General features: G+C 62.8%; 13 protein-coding genes. 8 read left to right on the top strand and 5 right to left on the bottom strand.

The genetic code is table 11. The features are described 5' to 3' along the window. Nucleotides 1–1,391: DUF1156 domain-containing protein (locus tag IRZ31_RS11145; RefSeq protein ID WP_297153447.1), on the bottom strand; the 1,391-nt coding region annotated here is incomplete at its 3' end. A gap of 68 nt (nt 1,392–1,459) precedes the next feature. Beyond that, complete coding sequence (locus tag IRZ31_RS11140; protein ID WP_297153444.1) at nt 1,460–5,062, bottom strand: helicase-related protein; 3,603 nt, start codon at nt 5,060–5,062, stop codon at nt 1,460–1,462. A gap of 469 nt (nt 5,063–5,531) precedes the next feature. Here IRZ31_RS11140 and IRZ31_RS11135 point away from each other — a divergent pair, with 469 nt between their 5' ends. From IRZ31_RS11135 to IRZ31_RS11105, 7 genes are all read left to right on the top strand, one after another. Beyond that, entirely contained in the window at nt 5,532–6,452 is a 921-nt protein-coding gene (locus IRZ31_RS11135; RefSeq protein ID WP_297153440.1) for a GtrA family protein, read from the top strand. Then, on the top strand, nt 6,449–8,806 hold the full coding sequence (locus IRZ31_RS11130) for a glycosyltransferase family 39 protein (RefSeq protein ID WP_297153436.1): 2,358 nt from the start codon (nt 6,449–6,451) through the stop codon (nt 8,804–8,806). Before IRZ31_RS11135 ends, IRZ31_RS11130 begins: the two co-directional genes overlap by 4 nt. Nucleotides 8,807–9,352: 546 nt before the next feature. After that, nucleotides 9,353–10,813 (top strand): cellulose binding domain-containing protein, encoded by a 1,461-nt coding sequence (locus IRZ31_RS11125; RefSeq protein WP_297153434.1) that lies wholly within the window; start codon nt 9,353–9,355, stop codon nt 10,811–10,813. Nucleotides 10,814–11,427: 614 nt separating this feature from the next. Beyond that, nucleotides 11,428–12,246, top strand: coding sequence for a hypothetical protein (locus IRZ31_RS11120; RefSeq protein ID WP_297153432.1), 819 nt, complete (start codon nt 11,428–11,430; stop codon nt 12,244–12,246). Continuing rightward, on the top strand, nt 12,194–13,264 hold the full coding sequence (locus IRZ31_RS11115) for an FAD:protein FMN transferase (RefSeq protein WP_189362084.1): 1,071 nt from the start codon (nt 12,194–12,196) through the stop codon (nt 13,262–13,264). The genes IRZ31_RS11120 and IRZ31_RS11115 overlap by 53 nt, the downstream gene beginning before the upstream one ends. Before the next feature lie 122 nt (nt 13,265–13,386). Beyond that, entirely contained in the window at nt 13,387–14,148 is a 762-nt protein-coding gene (locus IRZ31_RS11110; RefSeq protein WP_297153427.1) for a ferric reductase-like transmembrane domain-containing protein, read from the top strand. Between the two features lie 280 nt (nt 14,149–14,428). Continuing rightward, entirely contained in the window at nt 14,429–15,310 is an 882-nt protein-coding gene (locus tag IRZ31_RS11105) for a hypothetical protein (RefSeq protein WP_297153424.1), read from the top strand. 224 nt (nt 15,311–15,534) lie between these two features. Here the strand turns inward: IRZ31_RS11105 and IRZ31_RS11100 are convergent, their stop codons facing one another. Together IRZ31_RS11100 and IRZ31_RS11095 are read right to left on the bottom strand one after the other, a co-directional pair. Beyond that, nucleotides 15,535–16,776: a potassium/proton antiporter gene (locus IRZ31_RS11100; RefSeq protein WP_297153421.1), complete on the bottom strand. Its 1,242-nt coding sequence runs from the start codon at nt 16,774–16,776 to the stop codon at nt 15,535–15,537. A gap of 154 nt (nt 16,777–16,930) precedes the next feature. Continuing rightward, entirely contained in the window at nt 16,931–17,818 is an 888-nt protein-coding gene (locus IRZ31_RS11095; protein ID WP_297153418.1) for a class I SAM-dependent methyltransferase, read from the bottom strand. A gap of 624 nt (nt 17,819–18,442) precedes the next feature. Here IRZ31_RS11095 and IRZ31_RS11090 point away from each other — a divergent pair. Beyond that, entirely contained in the window at nt 18,443–18,724 is a 282-nt protein-coding gene (locus IRZ31_RS11090) for a heavy-metal-associated domain-containing protein (RefSeq protein WP_297153415.1), read from the top strand. 115 nt (nt 18,725–18,839) lie between these two features. Here the strand turns inward: IRZ31_RS11090 and IRZ31_RS11085 are convergent, their stop codons facing one another. Further along, entirely contained in the window at nt 18,840–19,418 is a 579-nt protein-coding gene (locus IRZ31_RS11085) for a hypothetical protein (protein ID WP_297153412.1), read from the bottom strand. Nucleotides 19,419–20,116 lie beyond the last annotated feature (698 nt).

Raw genomic sequence — 20,116 nt, 5'->3', positions numbered from 1 at the left:
CCCAGGGCCAGCAACTGGCGCGGCGTAAACAGCTGCTGCCAGCTCTCGAAGCCGTAGAGAGGGACGCGAATGCCCAGCGTCTCCTTACTAGGCAACGGCTCGCTCGGGAGGCCGAAAGGAATCGCCTCGAACACAGCGGGCAAAGCGCTGGCGGCCTCCTCAGCCAGGCGGCGCTCCTCTTCCGTCGGCAAGCGATACTCTTTTCCCTGTTCGCCCTCGACCACCACCGCCGTCAGCGTCGTCCCCAGGCGGCCCGCCATCCCCTCAAAGCGGATATCCTCCATCTTGATCACCGTCCCGCAGCAGGGACAGGTCACCCCCGTGCGCGACATCGTCCCCCCACCCACACGGCGCTCGAAAGCGCGCCGCTCCTGCGCCGTCCCCGTTGGCTTCGGCACGTCCTCCCAGATCGCGAAGACCACCCCTGTCCGCTCAGCATTCGGCTCCAGCTTCAGCGCCACCCGCTGGCGCTCCGTCCGCGCCAGCCAGCGCGTCTTGAGCAGCGGCACCGTCGCCCGACAATTCTTACAGCGCATCGTCCGCGCCCACAGATAGGCCACCGTCGTCTTGCCCTCTGGGGTCGGGTAGTAGCGCGCCAGCGCGGCGCTCGCCCGGCGCAGCACCTCCTCACCCCAGGCGCGCACGTGCCAGGACAGGTCGGCCTCCAGACTGATCTTCTCCATCAGCCCCGTCAGCGCCTGCTGCTGCAGCTCCTCCATCTTCTCGCCATGCCTGCCCTCTCCATTCAGCCCCAGGCGGGCCAGCTCAGCCTTCAGCGCCGCCCCTTTCATGCCCTGGGCCTGCAGATAGTCCTTCATAAAGGCGTGAGAGCCTAAGACAAAGCCCGGCAGCGGGCGCCGCTCCCCGGCCAGGCGCCAGGGATATTCCAGCGTGCATTTCAGCAAGAACCAGGCCACCGGATTCAGGTCGATCGCCGTCACCTCGCAGCCCAGGCGCATCGCCTCCAGCGGAATGGCTCCCCCACCGGCGAAGGGATCAAGCACCCGCGGCGCCCGCCCGCCGAAGGCCGCGCGAATCTCCTGGCGAAACGGGGCCAGCGCCTCATCCGTCTCGCGCCCCCAGTGCAGTACCCCACCTTCCGTCTCCTCGGCATGCTCATCCTGCAGCCTGCCAGCCGAGCGCTTCCGCCGCACCGGATCTTTCAGGCGCCCGGCGATCCGCTCCAGCAACTGACGCCGCTGCAGCTCTGTGGCTGGAGCCGGCAGCAAAGCCGACAACAAGGCCGCCCGGCAGGCCGCCAGCGGACGGCGCGCCGGCCAGATGTGCAGCGTTGACAGATGCCCGTGGCGCACATTCTTCTCATGCACCGCATCCAGCGACGTCTGCTTTAACGGAAAATCGACCTCAATCAAGCGACTCTCTTCGTGCATAACCATATTCTCTGACAGCAATCTAGAGGATAAGAAATAAAAAATAAAACAAAATAGGGGAAGATCACTCACTCCTCGGCGGCGCGCTGAATATCCGCCGGCGCAAACTGCACGCTCCCTTTCGGGTAAGGGATCAGCTTCGCGCAGGGATTCTGCACGCGCCGCAGCACCGGAGCCGCCTTCTCACACTCGAAAACGCAGTAGAGCCAGTATTTTGCACCCAGATTCTGCGCGCGCCGGTATTCATTTTCCGTCATCTCAATTGGACCAAGCCCGACGCGCCCCTTCACCTCGATTGCTCGCTCCTCGCCCGCAGGGCGCCGCGAAAGCAAATCGAAGCCTGGCCACGGCTCCAACCCGGCGGCCCGCGCCTTCTCCGGCGTCGACACATCCCAGACCCTGGCCCCACGCTCCTCCTCATAGGCGCGCGCCACCCGCATGGCGATCTCCTCCACCTCTGCAGCATAGCGCTGCTGATCCTCGGGATCGGCAGACGGCAAGACCAGCGCCTGCGCCACAACCGTCACCTCACTCAGCGTCAACAGCTCCGGCTCGCGGCTCAGCGCCGCCAACGCCGCCGCCCGTCGCGCCTGCAGCGACTGCTGCAGCGCCCGCACGCGCGTCAACTCAGCCTTCGCCCGGGCATTGCCGGCCTGCGCCTTCTCATACAAGCGGCGGCGGCGCTCAGCCAGCTCCCCCTCCTGGTAGGTAAAAGCGCGCTCCAGGAAGACCTGCCGCTCCTTCAGCGTTCCCAGCAGAGCCGCACGCCGCTCCTCGACCAGGCGCCTTCCCACCGTCCCCTGTACAAAAGCCTCCAGCGCCTCCACATACTGCGGCCAGCGCGGCAGCAGCGAGCGCCAGACCCGCTGAGCCTCCGGCGCCTGCTCGCTCCTCCCCGCGCGCAAGAGCAGCAGCTGCTCCGCCGGGCACTCCTGCAGCGTCCCATCTTCCTCCCAACGCAGGCCAACCAGCTGTACCTGCACCCGCTCGGGCCGCTGCAAAGCTCGCAGACTGGCATCGGCCTCACGCAGCACCTCCAGGCGCAGCAAAGAGAAGACATACGGACGGCGCGCCGTCGGATCAACGAAGACCGCCCCGCGCTCGGCCAGCTCGCCGTAGCGGACCCAGAGCAAATGATACAGCTGATCAAAGACCGGCTCCCCCGGATAGAGAAAGATCGCCTCCTCGCCTTCGCCCGGCGGATAGACCGTCAGCCGTCCGCGGCGAGCGGCTGGATAGCGCTCCAGCCTGGTCAAGGCGCCAGAGCCTGGCACCTGCTCGCACAGCCTGAACGTCCCATCGCCGTTATCCTCCACGCGCAACCCCAGCAACGGAGCCGCCCGCTCCACAAAAGCCCGCACATAGCCCGGCAGCAGACGACGATAGCGCTCACGCTCCAGCTCCTGGCGCACACGCGGCAGCTCGCGCCTGATCGCCTCGCCTGCCGAACCACTCAGCCCATAAAGCCGGCGCTCCTCCTCCTGCTCAGCCCGTACCCGCTGCGCCGTCAGCGATTCCTCCAGCCGTCGCCCGATCTCCTCCGTCGCCTCCGCCGGCCCCAGCACCACCTGCTCCATATACTCGCGCAGTGACACCCCCTCTAGCAGCCGCCCGATCACATCAAAAACCTTATCGCTCCCCAGCTCCTGGCGGATCGCCTCCAGCTTCTCCAGCAGGCGCTCCATCACCCGGCCCTCGCGCGTATTGGCGGCCACCAGATTGACAATATGCACCGAATCGTGACGCTGGCCATAGCGATGAATGCGCCCCATGCGCTGCTCCAGGCGGGCCGGGTTCCACGGGAGATCGTAGTTCACCAGCAGCCAGGCCACCTGGAGATTGACACCCTCGCCGGCGGCGTCCGTCGCCAGCAGATAGCGCGCCCCGCCCTCCTCCACTGGCCTGCGGAAAAAGGCCACCGCCTGCTCACGCTGCTGATAGTCCATACCGCCGTGAATCACCGCCAGCTGGCCGGTGAAGCCCAGCGCCTCCAGACGCCGCTGCAGAAACTCCAGCGTATCGCGATGCTCCGTAAAGATAATCAGCTTCTCCCCGGCAAAGCGCGGATCGCGCAGCACCTCGCGCAGCTTCTCAAACTTCGCCTCTGAGCCGCGCTCATAGACCCGGCGAGCCTGCTCCAGCAGCGCAACCACCTGCGCGCGCTCCGCCTCCAGCTCCTGCAGCGACGAGGTCAGCACCAGGCGCAGAATCTCCTGCTCTACCTGCTCGTGCTCCTCCTGGCCCGCAGCGCTCTCCTCCTCATCGGCGGTCTTCGTCTCCAACGGATCGCTCAGATGGGCCGAGGCGGCCTGCTTCTGGAGCTGGCTCAGGTGCGCCGTCAGCAGCTCGCCCCGGCGCACCCGCTCGATCAGCTCATCGAGACGCGCCAGTCGCCGCTCCAGCGAGCGCAGCAGGGCATAGGTCGAACTGGCCAGCCGCCGCTGAAAAACGCTCATCGCCAGGCGCGCCGCCTCGCGGTTCAGCAACTGAGCACGGTTATAGGTCGTGCGGATGTACTCGGTCGTCGCCTCATACAGCTCCTGCTCAGCGGGAGTCAGCTCGTAGCGCAGCGTTGTCGCCATGCGCGGCGGATAGAGCGGGCGCCCATCGAGCGTCACCAGCTCCTCCTTGACGCGGCGCAGGAAATGCTGCTGACGAGCCTTGGGCGGATACTGCTCAAACGCCTGCATCGTCGACAATAGCTCTGGCTCCAACAGGCGCCAGAGGCAGTAGTAAGCGTCCGCCTTTCCCATATGGGGCGTCGCCGTCAACAGCAGGAGATGATGGCAGCTCCAGGACAGCGACCAGCGCGGCTCGTCTGACGGAATACCGGCCAGCGCCTCAGCCAGGCGATAGCGGTCCGTTGCTCTCAAATGCCCATCGCTATCGAAGCTCGCGCTGAGCTTGTGGGCCTCATCGAAGACCACCAGATCGTACGGCTCGACCTCCGGCTCCTGGAGCCGCCCAAAGAGACGCTCGCCAGCCAGCGTATCGACGCTCACGATCAGCAGATCGCTCCCTGATCCCAGGAAAGGATTGCCCCCGCGCGCCTCACTGCCCAGGACAATGCGGAAGGGCAGATTGAAGAGCGTGCGCAGCTCGCGCTCCCAGTTTCCAACCAGGCCCGCCGGCGGCACGATCAGGACCCGCCTGATCAGGCGGCGACTGAGCATTTCACGGATATAGAGGCCCGTCATGATCGTCTTCCCGGCGCCGGCATCGTCCGCCAGCAGAAAGCGCAGGCGCGGCTGCGGCAGCATATGCTCATAGACAGCGAGCCGCTGGTGAGGGAGGGGGTCGATCAGGGCCACCTCGGCGGCGAAGGTCGGATTGAAAAGATAGGCATGCGAGAGCCGTTCACCCTCCACCAGGGTCCGCACTACCTCCGGGTCGGCAGTGAAGTCAGGCGGCCTCTCCTGAAAGGGTTGGTCTAGAGGGGCTAGGACCTCTGGGCTAGAAGGAAGGCGATGGGGACCGTACCACTCAATGAGCTGTTGGCGCAGCTCTGGCGACAGAGGAAAGAGGCCTTCCTGAATGCGTTGCACAAGATCAGGATGAGAAGCAAACCGTTTTGCCAGCTCTTCCTGTGTCCAGCCTCGCCGTCGGAGCCAGCGACGTTTCCCAGAGCCGAAGGCATTGGGGTTACCAGGGCCACTGCCCGTATCACTCAAGGGGTTGCTCCTTGCAGGACATCCTATGCATCACAACCATTTCGCCTGCCGCCAATTGTACTATATTGGCCTCTACTGATCAAGTAGGCCGGAGAAGTCAGCTCGGGCCTGTGTTGAGGCAGAGCACAAGCGGCGGGGCAGCGGATCGCCGCCTTTCATGAGAAAATTCTCATCTTTCTCCAATCTTTTTTCAAAAGAAGGCTCCTATGCTAAAGGCGATAGATAGACCTGGGGGCAGGCGCCGATAGAGAGAGGCGCCCAGGCGGGTGGCAACCCTATCCCCAGCCATCCATCGTCGGAGCAACCTCGCCGAGGTGCTCCGACGCCTGGATGGCACAGTTGCAGCAACGAAGCGAGCACGCGAAGACCGCATCAGACATAGATCAAAACAGCAATCAAGCTAAGTAAGCAAAAGGAAGCGAAGCACACGAAGCAGGGAACAACCGAACAAGAAAGAGGAGAGACACCATTGATCCTGCTAGAACGGCCAGCCGGTGAACCCACCAGCGGCCCTGCTCAGCAGAGCATAAACCCGGCGCGGAGCAGAGAGAGCGCGCGTCTTATACCTGAGCCACGAGTGACCATAGCCAGCCGTCCGCGGGCCGGCCAGTGCCAGCCACAGGCAGAGCAATCCCGGCGATCCCGGACCATCCAGTCCCTGCGGCCCACGCGGCTCTACCGGCTCACGCAGCCGCAGCCAGGGCTAGGAAGAGCCATTTCCCTGGCTCTCCTGCCAGCCGATCAGGATGAAGAACTCATCGTCAACCAGGAGCAGGCGAACCAAAGTCAGACCAGGGCAAGCGGTGATCGGCGCCGCTCGAACTGGAACGTAGGTCAGCTCCTGCGCTTCGCCATCACGGGCGGCCTCAACACCCTGGTTGATATCCTTGTCCTCAACCTTCTCGTCTGGCTCCTGGCCGTCAGAAGCACGCCACTGCTGCTGGCCTGCAACATCGTCGCCTACTGTGTTGGAGCCATCAACAGCTTTATCCTCAACAAATACTGGACCTTTGGCAAGCGTGAGCCAGTCACGAGCGGCGAGCTCCTGCGCTTCGCCCTCATCACCATCAGCGGCAGCCTCTGGAGCAGTGGCATCCTCTGGCTGGCCGGCCTGGGCCTACAGCATATCCTGGTTAACCCGACGCTATGGACCAACGCCGCCAAAATCATCGCCATCGGCGGCACGGCTCTCATCTCCTACCTGGGTTTACGGCTCTGGGTCTTCGTCCAGCGCCGCCCTGGCCAAAGTGTGACAGGCATGCATCTTTCAGTCGGGCAACAGCGTTGCTCACAAAGGGGACCGTCGCCCGCCGAGGGCCACGGTCCAACACCTCTAACACCGCACGCTTATCAAACCCTGTCGAAGAGGAAAGGACCCGAAACGCTATGATGGGAATACCGACCCCGGCTCCGACTCCGGCGCTCCCGGAGGTCGAGCAGCCGCTGGCCCCCGATACAACACCAACAGCGAGAACAAAGTGGGACTGGCCACCGCTCTGGCGACGCCTTGCCTTAGCGGCCATTGCCCTGCTGTCAGTTTTTCTCAACTTCTACCAGCTCGGCGCCAACGGCTTTGGCAACCTCTACTACGCCGCGGGCGTGCGCAGCATGCTCGATAACTGGCACAACTTTTTCTTCGTCTCCTTTGATCCTGGCGGCTTCGTCACCATCGACAAACCGCCCCTGGGCTTCTGGCTGCAGGTTGCCAGCGCCAAAATCTTCGGCTTCACGGCCTTCAGCATCCTGCTGCCCCAGGCCCTGGCGGGTGTCCTCTCTGTCCTGCTGCTCTACCACCTGGTGAGGAGACATTTCGGCACCACCGCCGGTCTGCTGGCAGCCCTGGCCCTGGCCATCAGCCCGATCAGCGTCGTCACCAACCGCAACAACACCATCGACAGCACGCTGGTCTTTGTCATGCTGCTCGGCGCCTGGGCTGTCATGCGGGCCGCCGAGACCGGCAAGCTGCGCTGGCTACTGCTGTGTGCTCTCTGTATCGGGCTGGGCTTCAACATCAAGATGCTCGAAGCCTACCTGGTTGTGCCAGCCTATGGTCTGCTCTACCTGCTGGCCGCCCCGCGGCGCATTTGGGTCCGCATCGGCCATCTGGCCCTGGCCCTCGTCGTCCTGCTGGCCGTCTCCTTCTCCTGGGCCCTGGCCGTCGACCTGACCCCGGCCTCAGCCCGCCCCTACGTCGGCTCCAGCCAGGACAACTCGGAGATCAGCCTGGCCCTGGGCTACAACGGCATTGAGCGTCTCCTGGGGCAATTCGGCTTTGGTCCCGGAGCCCGAGGTAATTTCTCGGCCTTCGAGCGCAGCATCAATGGCACGAATAGCAGCAGCTCTAGTAGTGCAAATAATAATAGTGGCAATAACGGCACTAATCCACCGTCGCCAGCGAGCAACTACTTCCAGCCTGGCAGCAACAATAGTAACGGTAGCGCGCCGGCTACTGAAGCGAGCGCTACCCCGGGCTACAACAATGGCACAGGCAACGGGAATGCAGCTGGCACCCCTGGGCAGGTGCCCGAGGGCTTCCAGGGCGCGCGCAACGCCGGTGGCAACGCCGGCGGTGGCGGCATGTTCGGCACTGGCACGCCTGGTCCTTTCCGCCTCTTCAACGAGCCACTTGGCGGGCAGATCGTCTGGCTGCTCCCGCTGGCCCTGCTGGGCATCGTGGCCGTCGCCTGGCAGCGGCGCCCGCGCTTCCGGGGCGACCCTGAGCAGCAAGGGCTGGTCCTGTGGGGCGTCTGGCTGCTGACCACGGCGGTCTTCTTCTCGGTGGCGGGCTTCTTCCATCAGTACTACCTGACGACGATGGCCCCGGCGGTCGCCGCCCTCTTTGGCATCGGCGTTGTGGTCATGTGGCACGATTACCGTCGCCGCGGCTGGCGTGGCTGGCTGCTGCCGCTGGCTCTGCTGCTAACAGCCCTGGAGCAGCTGCACATCATCACCAGCAATCCGGCCTGGGGCACCTGGCTCATTCCCCTGATCGCCGTGCCTTGCGCCCTGGCGGCCCTGGTTCTCTTCATGGCGCGCTTCATCCCCTTCCTGCGTGAGCGCGCGCAGGTACTGGTGCCCGCCCTGGTGGTGGCCCTGATCGCGTTGCAGCTCACGCCGGCGGTCTGGTCCTTCATTCCTGTCCTGCGCGGCGAGGCGGCCAGCCTGCCAACTGCCGGCCCCGGCAACCAGTTCGGCGGCCTTGGTGCTGGCGGCTTCTCGGCCTTCGATAGGGGCAATGGCAACGATGCCGCACGCTTCCGCTCCTACTTTGGAGACTTTGAGCGCGCTGCCAGCGGACAGAATGGAAGCGGTGCCTTGCCGGCCAATGGGCAGGGTCCTAACGGCGGAGACGGGGGGGTGACCGTCAATACGGCCCTCATCAACTACCTGGAGGCCCACCGCAATGGCGCCAAGTACCTGGTGGCGGTCATGAGTTCGAACGAGGCCGATTCGATCATTCTGGCCACCAATCAGCCGGTGATGGCGATGGGCGGCTTCTCTGGCAGCGATCCGATCCTGACGCCGGCCAAACTGGCCCAATTGGTAGAGAGCGGCCAGGTGCGCTTCTTCCTCATCAGTGGCAGCGGGCGCGGCTTCGGCGGCGGTGGCCAGAGCGACCTGATTAGCTGGATTACCCAGCACTGTAAAGAGGTACCGAGCAGCGCCTGGGAGTCCTCTAGCACCGGCAGCACGAGCACCGGCGGCTTCGGTGGGGCCCAGCTTTACGAGTACACCGGCAGCTAAACATAGCAGATAACCCGCGAGGCAGGGCGTTCGGCCTGGCCCTCTGCTCGGGCCTGCCGACGGGCGCCCCGTCTCGCGCTCCCATTCACCTGTCCTGTCCTACCTCGTTCCAACGGGCCTGCTCTTCCTGCGCTGGCAGCAGGGCAGGCCCCTCCTTCTTCTCCCCCTGTACTCTCCTGGACCTATCTCATTGTCTTTGTTTCAGGCGCCATTACCTGCTATGGTACTTTATGGCACTCTCTGAAAATAGATGAGCTTTTTCTTAAGAAAAAAGTCCAGAACTGGACTCACAGGATGGGTATCTGTATCAAGACTACCTGCTTTGGAAGCAGTGAGGGTGATAATCTTGACGACCACGGAAAGATTTGTTATTGTGAGATAGCACATTTGATTTTGTCTATGCTGTAGCACAAGGGCGAGAGCCTCAATATTCTTGATGTACTGATTAACCGCGGTGCCCGATTAGTAGCCCTGATAGCGTCCTGTGCTGCAGCGAGGAGTGGAAGGCTCCTATTCAGCAACTACCTGTCAAGGAGGAAGATACGCATGAGGCGTATTCTCAGCAGGAAGCTATTCTGGGTAGTAATGATCACGCTGCTCGTCCTCGTGGGAGGTGGGCTAGCCTTAGTGCCCGTGTTCTTGGGGACACACACGGCGGCGGCGGCGCCCGTCGACCAGCTCGTCGGCTATGGAGCCGGTACCACTGGCGGCGCCGGCGGGAGCGTGACCACTGTCAGCACGCTCTCTGCTCTGCAGAACGCTGTCAAGGGGTCCTCGCCCAAGATCGTCTACGTGAGTGGTACGATCACGGGCGACACCGATGTCGACGTCGGCTCCAACACCAGCATCATTGGCGTCGGCTCCACGGCCTCGCTGGTCGGCATTAGCCTCTCCATTAAGGATGTCAGCAACGTTATCATTCGCAACCTGAGCATCTCCTTTGTGCGCGCCGACGGCAACACCAGCGGGGATGCCATCCATATCGAGCACTCTCAATATATCTGGGTTGATCACAACAATCTCTTCTCCGATATGGACCACGGTAAGGACTACTACGATGGGCTGATCGATATCACCCACGCCGCCGACTACATCACGGTCTCCTGGAATCGCCTGCACGACCACTACAAGGTCTCGCTGGTGGGCCATTCCGACTCGAATGCCGCGGAAGACACAGGCCATCTCCATGTCACCTACCATCACAACTGGTTCTATAACGTCAATTCGCGCCTGCCCAGCCTGCGCTTTGGCACTGGCCACATCTACAACAACTACTACCAGAACGTGGATGACAGCGCCATCCATTCGCGCATGGGAGCCCAGGTACTGGTTGAGAATAACGTCTTCCGCAACGTCGATGTGGCTCTGACAACGACCGGCGATAGTCCCCAGGATGGCTTCGCCAACGCGCGTGGCAACGACTACGGCGGCGCGACGGTCGACATTACCCAGGTTGGAACCTTTACAACGGCTCCCTACAATTACACCCTTGATCCGGTCAGTGATGTCATCAACGAGGTGACGACCTACTCCGGTGTGGGAGTCGTGAGCGGCAACGGCTCCAGCGGCAGTGCGACGCCAACGCCGACAGCGAGCGCGACGCGCACACCAACCCCGACGCCGACGCCAACGGCAGCAGCAACGCGCACACCGACGCCGACCCCGACAGCCTCCGCTGGTACGGCCTGCCGTGTCAGCTATGCGGTGACGGCCCAGTGGCCAGGCGGCTTCACAGCCAGCCTGACAATCACCAACACGGGCACGACAGCCTGGAACGGTTGGCGGCTGACCTTTACCTTCCCGTCTGGGCAGACGGTGACCCAGGGGTGGAACGCAACCTTCAGCCAGTCGGGCAGCACGGTGACGGTAACCAATGCCTCCTATAACGGGAGCGTGGCGCCCGCTGCGAGCGTCAACCCGGCGCCCGGCTTCAACGGAACCTGGACGACCGCCAATAGCAAGCCGACGTCCTTTAGCGTCAACGGAGTGAGCTGCAGCCTGGCCTGAGTAAGTGCCAGCCAGTTGTCCATCCGTGTCGTGTCTCAACGCTCTTCCCTTCGAGCAGCCTGGTCCCGGTCCAGGCTGTCGCAGCAGCCCGCTACCGCTACCGCTACAGCTGCAGCGCGGCAGCAAAGGAGCAGTGCCAGAGAAAGAGCAGCAGCAGCGTAGTGTGGCGCCGCTTCTGACTGGCAGTCAGTTGAGCGCAACCGCATCGGCAGAGCTGGCCCCCGTGCCGGTGTGGTTCCTTGCCTTCCTTCCTTCGTCCTCGCCGCAGCGCCGGGCCTGGCCTGAGCCTCTTCGTGTCCCTCCTCGCGCACTCCTGTTGGGACTCCTCTGGTCTCGGACGGTCCTCTCTTAGAAGCTGGTGAGAGGTTTCTCATCTTCTTCCAATGCAATTCTCATCATGGCGTGGCATAGCTAAGGATGAGTCATAGAACGTTGATACGGTAGAGGTCGACCGGACAGCCGAGCCTCCCTGCGAAGAATAGCTGAGGCGAGCGTCTGAGTGAGAAGCTTCTCATCTTTCTCCAATGAAGGCCCAAGAAACGGTTGGTAAGCTAGAGGTTGTCAAGTCTGATGCTTTACTTTCGCGAGGCGCTCTACACACGAGAGGTGAAACCATGCACGATGAGAGAAATGATCGAAACACCGGGGCCAGAGGAAGCAATGGTGGGGCTTATGGTGGAGGCATCTACAGCAGTGGAGCCTATGGGACCTATGGCAGCTATGGAGCTGACGGCGGTCTCACCGCCCGCCCCAACGCCATCCCTGACATCTCCCCTGGCTATCCTGGGGGGACAGGAGCGGCAGGTACTCCCTACTTGCCTTCCTATTATCCTCCCTACGGGGTTGGCCAGGAGAGACGAACAGGCTGGGAGACGATGCCCATGCCCGCAGCAGGCAGCGCCTGGCAGCAGCCGCTCTACACCCGCAGCATGCCGGGAGCCGAGAAGCTCACGCCCCCGGCGCGGAAGCCGTCGGCTACAAGAGCTGCCGGTGCCGGAGCGGCGTCCTCGAAAAAGCGGGCCAGCATGCCCAAAGAGCAGGCTCAGCGCCTGGCGCAGCGGCTGAAGCGCTGGGCTGTGGCGCTCGCTGTGGCGGGTTTCGGCACTTTTAGCGCTCTGGTAGCCTTCCACCAGGCCAGCGCCAGCGCCAGCGCCTCTCAGACCAACGTCAATAGCTCCTCGTCCTCCGGCTCACAATCGCAGGTCAACACGCCATCCAGTGGTAATAGCTCGTCGTCATCATCGTCATCGTCGACTAATGCCAACAGCAATGGTGCCAGCTCATCCTCATCTAGCTCATCTTCCCAGTCTTCCAGCTCGACGGGCAGCAGCTCAAGTCAGGACAGCAATGGCTTCTTCAATCAACAAGGAGGGGATAACTTTGGCAGCCAGCCGACTTTCGGGCAGGGCCACAGTGGCAGCGGCGTCTCCTGAGCCTCAGTATGTGACACCGCCGGGGATGCTGCGCGGCAGCTTTCAGGCGATGGGAACCACCGTCAGCTACCTGCTGCCTCTTGAGGGGAGCGAGCAAGGAGCTGAGCTGATTGCCGACCTCTTTGCCCGCTGGGAAGCCATTCTGAGCCGCTTTCGCCCTCAGAGCGAGCTGACGCGTCTTAACCGCAGCGCTGGCCAGTGGGTTGAGGTGAGTGAACTCCTCTACGTAGTGCTTACGCGGGCTTTAGAGGCCGCGGCAGCCAGCGATGGCCTCTACGATCCAACGCTGCTGCCGCAGCTCCTGCAACTGGGCTACGATCGCAGCTTTGAACTGCTGGAGCAGGCGGGGGAGGCAGCGCGCGCTGAGCAAGAGGAGGAGATGAGCACCCGGAGGGGCGAGCCTTTGGAGAGTTTGCCTGGCGGGGCCTGGCGTCGTATTGAGGTTGATCCGGTGATGCGGCGGGTGCGCCTGCCAGCTGGGGTGCAGCTGGACTTTGGTGGCATTGCGAAAGGGATGGCCGTCGATACAGCTCTGGGGGCCTTGCGCCGCCGTGGTCTGGGGCCAGCCCTGGTCAACGCTGGCGGCGACCTGGCCGTGGCCGGCCTGCCCCCCGCTGGCGAGCACTGGGCCATTGCCATCCCGGGACGCCACGGTGGCTGGACCGTTCCCCTGCGCCGTGGCGCCGTGGCCACCTCCGGCATTGCTCGCCGTCGCTGGTGGCGAGACGGTAGCCTGCGTCATCATCTGCTCGATCCACGCACGGGCCTGCCCGTCGCTAACGACCTCTGGTCGGTGACTGTCGTCGCCGACCGCTGTGAGCAGGCCGAGGTGGCCGCCAAAGTGGCTTTTATTCTCGGCCCCGAGGAAGGCCCGGCCTTCCTGCGCCGCCACAATCTCGCTGGCCTGTTTATCCACGAAGATGGAAGCTGGCAGAGCGTCGCACCCTGGCCGACTCATCTCATGACCGCCTGGCAGGAGGAAGCCGGACTGCCAGCAGCGGAACAAAGGCAGCTATAGCGAGGAGTGTGAGCGCTGTCTGCATGGGCCATCGATGCGAGATAGCGGCGCGGCGGTCACTCATCCGCTGAAGAATGAAAAAAGGAACGCACTTCCCCTCTCTATAAAGAAAGAGAATGTCTATGTCAACGATCTGGCAAAGCGTAACCTGGAATGTGGCGCGGGCGGGTGGTCTGACAGCCTACCTCCTGCTGACGCTGGCGGTCTGCGCCGGGCTGGCGCTCTCGGCGCAGTTGCAGTCGCCGGCGCGCTGGCCACGGCTGGTCAACAATGAGCTGCACAATTTTCTGACCCTGCTGGCAACCATCTTTGTCGGCCTGCATGTCCTGGCCGTCTGGGTTGACCCCTTTACACATTTTGGCTGGAACGAGATCCTGATTCCTCTGGCCAGTCACTATCGGCCCATCTGGATGGCGCTCGGTATCTGCGCCCTCTACCTGGGGATCGCCATCGGCATCAGCACCTTGCTGCGTCCCCATATCGGCTATCGCTGGTGGCGTCGCTTACACCTGCTCACCTTGCTGCTCTTCGCTCTGGCCACCCTGCATGGGCTGGGCAGCGGCAGCGATAGCCAGAGCTGGTGGGCGGTGGCCCTCTATGGTGGCAGCCTGTGGGCGGTTGGCTGGCTGCTCTGGAGGCGGGTGCAGGTCGCGCGCCGCAGCAGACAAGAGCGGACCCAGCTACAGACGCGGCTGCAGGCCCAGCAGGCCCAGATGCAGCCGGCTCAGACGGTGGTGCCGCCTCAGTTCCAGAGGCCAGGAGCGTGGGGGACTGGCACGGGCACGGCGGTGACGGTCAGGCCACCAGCCCAGGGTGGCACCGCTACCCCTCTTGCCGAACCGTGGCGGGCGTCCCAGCCGTCGCAGCCGTTGCGTCGCTACTAAAGGTCGGGGAGATGTCAGGCAGGTGAGATGTTTGCTCTGCTGTGGCCTGGGTAGGACCAGGACCAGGGCCAGGGTCGGACCGCCTGCCCTCTCTTCCTGGCCTGACCCACTTTCCTTACTTCCTTAATATATGGGTGACGGGCGAGCGAACGGGTGAGTGAAAAGCAGCGTTGACAGAACGGTTCTCCCTTGTTACACTCGCTGGTAGAGGACCAGGTTAGAGCCTGGTCTGGCGGAGCAACCAGCGTAGCGCGTCGGCGAAGAAGAAGAACCAGGGCCAGTGATGCAGCCCGATCCAGCGCGAGCGACCAGGCACGAGAGTAGCCTACGCCTGCTAGCCAGCCTCATGCTGATGGTGATTCCTGTCAGCGGCGGCCTGGTTGTCCTTTCTGCCTACCTCAGCCCGCTTGTGCCCAGACTGGCCCTCGATAGCGCCCAGCAAGTCACCCTCTCCCTGCTCCTCGCGCTCTGTGTTCAACTCATTGCAACCAGCGCCCCACTCGGCTCCTACCTCGTAGCCCTGCTCATCACTGCGGCTTTCTATCTGGCGGCTCTGCAGACTGCCCTTGTCACCCAGAGCTGGCCCCTGTTTATCTGTCCCCTGGCCTTTGTCCTGCTCAGCCGCTGGGCTTCGATGCCGACGCCTCAAGCTGCCGTGGCGGGCAGCTTCAGAGCTTTAAGACTGGTGGTCGTTCTCGTCATGATTGTGCTGGCCGATCTGCTGGCGCGCTGGTGGCAGCCTCCACTTGTGGGCCTCCTTCTCGGCATCCCGGCTATCCTGCTGGTCTGGCGTCTCCCATGCCTGGAGGATGACAGGCGCCTGATCATCACGCGCGTCATCCTGCGAGCCACGACTCTCCTGATAGTCCTCTCTCTCCTGGTGGGCCTGGGGCAGCTGGTCAGCTTGCCACGCGGTCTGGTGGCTCTCTTCTGCTGCTATCTGAGCACCGTCTGGGGTGCTCCTACTCTCAGCGCCCGTGATCGTCTCGCTCTCTGGCTCACCCTGGTCCTGCTCCTCCTCTGCTGCTCCTACTACCTCGCCAGCAGCAGAGTCCCCGAATCGCTCAGCTGGATCTTGACCCTCAGCAGCCTCATTTGCCTCCTGGTGGCCATGCTCACCCTCTGGCTACTGCCGCGACTGCACAGGCTAGCCCGGCCATAATCTTCTCTGATCGTGCTGCGCGCTAGCAGACGTTAACGGGAGGGAACTTTCGACGCACCGACTTCCGTTTGCGTGTCAGCCGCCTCCTCTACAATCCGCGGCACCTGCCGCAAGGAGATGATCAAAGGAGCGAACTGATCATCCACCAGACTGGCGGCCTCCTCAACGGAGAAGAGTTCAAGGCCGCCCTTGACCGGGTCTGAAGCGGGCAGGCCGGGCGCGGGCTAGTCCGATGCTGACGGAGAAGCCTCGGCAGCGGGAGCGTCTGACACCGAAGCGAGAGCTGGTCTGGCCACGCCCAGCCAGCGCGCCACCAGCGACACCGTCGTCCCCTGCAACAGCACCGAGGCCAGCACCACAAAAAAGACCAGATCGAAAAGCAGTCCGGCGCGCGGCAGCCCGGCCAGCAAAGGAAAGGTCGCCAGCACAATCGGCACGGCCCCGCGCAGTCCGACCCAGGCCACAAAGAGCTTCTCCCGCAGCGGCATACGCCGCAGAGGCAGCAGAGCCAGCAGAACTGCCAGCGGGCGAGCCACAAAGACACTCACCAGCGTAATCAGCACACCGGCGAGGGCCACCGCTGGCAGACGCGACGGGAAGACCAGCAGGCCCAGGATCAGAAACATGGCGATCTGCATCAGCCAGGCCAGGCTATCGTGAAAGCGCCCGATGCGTTCAATGCCCTCCACCCGGCTATTGCCCAGCAGCAGCCCGACCAGATAAACCGCCAGGAAGCCACTGCCGCCCAACAGCGCCGTAACCGCGTAGGTAAAGAGCGCCAGCGCGATCGTCAGTACCCGATAGAGGCCCTCCACGTCCAGATGCAGCCGTCCGATCAGCCAGATCGCCAGACCTCCAATCACCAGCCCCAGCGCCAGGCCGATCCCCATCTGCTGGACAAAGAGCAGCAGTATGCTCAAAGGTGGGGTCTCTGGCTCGCTCAGGAGACGGATCAGGCCGAGTGTCAAAAAGACTGCCATCGGGTCGTTCGTGCCAGATTCCAGCTCTAGCAGAGGGAGCAGCTGGCTGCTCAGGCGCAGATTGCGCGCTGCCAGCACACTGAAAACCGCTGCCGCATCCGTGGCCGAGATCAGTGCCCCCAGAAGGAGGCCATCCAGGAGCGAAGCATGGAGCAGCCAGACTGCGAACAGGGCCACCACAAGAGCACTCAGCAGCACGCCAAGCGTCGAGAGTAGGAGGGCCCCGCCGAGGGCAGGCCGCACCGCTGACCAGCGCGTCTCTAGTCCCCCGGCGAACAGAATCAACACTAACGCTACGATACCCACCGCCTGGGCCAGTTGGGCATCGTCGAAATAAATACCGCCCGGACCGTCCGAACCGGCGAGCATTCCCAGGCCCAGAAAGAGCAGCAGGGCCGGAATCCCCAGCCTACCGGCGATCTTCCAGGCCAGCACGCTCAAGAGTAATAGCAGCGATGCGACCAGCAGCGCGCTCTCGAAATGCATCGGCTCCTCCCGTTGCCACACTTGCTGTCTTGCCAGCCGCCGACGCTGAGCAGACAGCTTCTTTGCCTGCTTCTCTTCTCTCTTTTACGATAGCAGCGGGAACAACCATGACGCAAGGCAAAGGGCTAGAGCGGGCCAGTGAGCGCGCTTCCCCTTACTGGGGACGCTGGCCGTAAACTACATAGAAATTACAGTAGCTACGGTACTGTTCGCACTCATGCAGCCAGGCGGTGGCGAGCTGCTGGTACTCCTCGATGCTGGCGCCAGTGGTAGCAGCTACCAGCGGGGCAATTGTCTGATTGCCGGCGGCGAAATCCGTGCGCGCCATATTGCCCAGACGTCCCCCCCAGTCACCGATAGGGATAGAAATGACCTGGGAAGTGACGTGCAGCAAGCCGGCCTCGCGCAGCATTGGCTCCAGGCGCAGGGCCATCTTTAGATCGATGCCGCGGCTCTGGCAGGCGGCTACGATCAGTTGGAGCATGCGCGTTGTTGCCGGGCCGCTGCGCTGGAAGAGGGGATCGACCTCGACCAGCTCCAGCCAGCCGCCCGGGCGTGTGACGCGCACCAGGTCCTGGATCACGAGCGGCCAGCGATCTGCCGGTAGAGCGAAGACGAGCAGGCGCTGATGGACAAAATCGAAGCTGCCAGCGGCGAAGGGGAGGCCGTCCAGCAGGTTTCCCTGACGGAAGGTACAGTTCGGTGGAAACGAAGGTGAGGCGGGCGGCAAGTTGAGGTCGAGGCCAATCAGATGAGCTTTGGGGAAGAGCTGCGCCATTTCAGCCAGCCAGCGCCCAGTGCCGCAGCCAACATCGAGAATGCGCTGCGGCTCTACAATGGGCGCCAGGTAGTTGCTGCGCAAGGCGTAGCGTAGCATGTAATGCTGGAAATCCAGACGGTTGACCTCGCGGTCGTCCTTGGGCAGCATATAAGGAACGGGTACGTTATCCTCAGTCAGGCTGGCGGGTCGGTTGACGTAATCGTAGGTATTGGTGGTGGGTGGGCGGGATTGCGCAGATTTGCGGCGAAACCACCTTAGCATGTCCTATCTCTGCTTCCTCTCCATTGATGATTAGGGTTTCTCAGACGAGCAGGTGATTGGGATGGCTGTCTCACATGAGCCATTCGCGCATCACTCTCCTACGAGTAGAATTATATGGACATATAGGCCAGCTGTCAAAAGAAGCTGACCAGGAAAAGGGCGCAAGACGGGAGAAGCCAGACGACTTGAAGGCCGTTGAGTCGAGTTGTCTTATCTTCTTTCTGACGGCGACAACCGTCGCTGTCTTTGCTCCTCGGCTGTTGAGAGCCTCCTATAGTCATACTATTCAGCTAGCTCTTCGCCTCAGCTGGAGGTTGGAATCCTGCTCCTCTCCTGGCTGGCAAGCTGGTGATTGGGCATCTCGTGGCCATGCTTCACTGCTCTCGATCCGATCCCCAGCGCTATGCATGGTGAGCTGCCAGGCTGGCCCTTAGCCGAGGGGCCGGGCGACAGATGAGCTGAGCGGGTCGCGGTCCCCTCGGGAAAAGACCTGAGAGAAAAATACGGGAGAAGCCTCATGACAGCAGAGAAGGCGCTCTTGTATAGTCAAGACGGCGGCAGCTGGGGCCATCGTGGCCTCTCGCAGCCGCCAGTAAGCTTGCTCATGAAGGGATGGTGAAGGAGATGAAGAAGGAGGAAGAGAGAGTGGACGTGCTGGGACAGCAGCTGACTACGGTGGTGCTGCATATCCCAAGTCTGCGCTGTGGGGGGTGTCTCAAGCGCGTCACGGAGGCGCTCCGAGCCTTGCCTGGCCTGGAGGTGCTTACCGCCGCTCTACCGACCAGGACCGTGATCCTGCGCTACGCCCGGCAGCAGCTGGAGCCGGAGCGGATCATTGAGGCCGTGCGGGCCTGTGGCCATGTGCCGGGTGAGCTGAGGGAGGCTGACCACGTCGAGGGAGAGTAGAGCGCTACCGACCTCGATGGCTAGTCGCTGGTGAAGAGAGGCGACAGTCCGACAATCCACGCCGGCTGTCGCCTCGATCGCTCTCCACATGAGGCGCTGCCCGGCCAGGCCTGGCTTAGCGCAGTGGAGACTGCCAGACGAAGAGGCCGCGCGACGCTAACGGGCCGTTGTAGGACCAGGCTGGTGGCGTCCACGCCGGCTCCGGCTCGGCGGCGCGCAGCAGTCGGGCTGTCGAAGGGGCGAAATCGACGCGCAGCAGCGGCGTGGTCCCCTCTTGTTGATAGACCAGGGGCACAGCGTAAACGGCTCGTCGGGTGGGCCGGCGGACTGTTCCTTGCACCTCGGCAGGGAGCGCCTCCAGATACTCCTCAATGCCCTCCAGCAGCTTGAGCACGGTGGCCGGGTTGGCGGTGGCCTCACACAGGATTACCTCTTGCCACGAAGTGGGCTCGGCCTCCCGCTGAGGCAGCGCCAGACAGAGCAGGAGCATCTCATGTCCATAGAGGGAGATTCTCTCAAAGTGACCCTCGACCAGCTGATAGAGACTCAGGCGCCAGCCTGGCCAGCGGCTGGCTCCAGGGCACTCGCAAGGGTTGCAGTCGCAGGGGTTACAAGGGCAGCTACAGTCGCGGGCGCCAGCCGCGTTGCCCTTGAGCAGATAAGACGCAGGTAGGCGGGTTTGCACGGTCTGCATATGGCTCTTGAACTCCTCTCCAGAGAAAGGCAACGACAAGACAAGCGCTACAGCGGTCGCTGAGTACCTCTCTGTTCGGGACGAGATAACATCGGCGCATAAAACGAGCGGACAGGAGGCCCGGCCTCGTTGCCGTCACCAGCGGCTGGCAGCCGAAGCGGGGTGCGCATGCTTTCGCTGGCTCAATGCTGGCTCGCTATGCGTGTGGTCGCTCACTTACACCTCACACCTCCTTAAGCATCACTAAAGCAACCAAACGATAATAAGTCTCTCTATAGAGAGTATACGCTATAGGTGCGCAGAAAATCCACCCGTATCTTTCCTGAGATACTGCCAGGGAGCGCCCCAAGGAGAGGAGCGGAAGGGGGCCTGAGCGTTAAGTCGTTTTGGTCTGCATTGTCTGCTGCCTTCTCCTGTTCCTCTCAACTGAAAGCAAAGTCGACAACACTTGACAGGCAGAGCTGTTCTTGTTATACTCGCAATCAGCAGGAGCCTTTCGGGGGAGAGCGATCAGAACAGGACGCATGGAAGCAGCTCTGTACCTGTAGTATCCTTCTCCATGCGAACTGCGTTGAGGCTGTCGGTGCCAGGCTGAACGGCGTTGTTTGCGGTTATCCTGTATTTCCGTTGAGTGCCAATTGTTCCTGAGACCTGACCCCCTGCCCCGATCCCTCCCTCTCTCAGGTGTTGCTTCTCTC

The sequence above is a fragment of the Thermogemmatispora sp. genome (genome assembly GCF_019683635.1).
Taxonomy (GTDB): domain Bacteria; phylum Chloroflexota; class Ktedonobacteria; order Ktedonobacterales; family Ktedonobacteraceae; genus Thermogemmatispora.
Note: the sequence above shows the minus strand (reverse complement) of the source record. Positions and strands in the feature narration are given on the sequence as shown.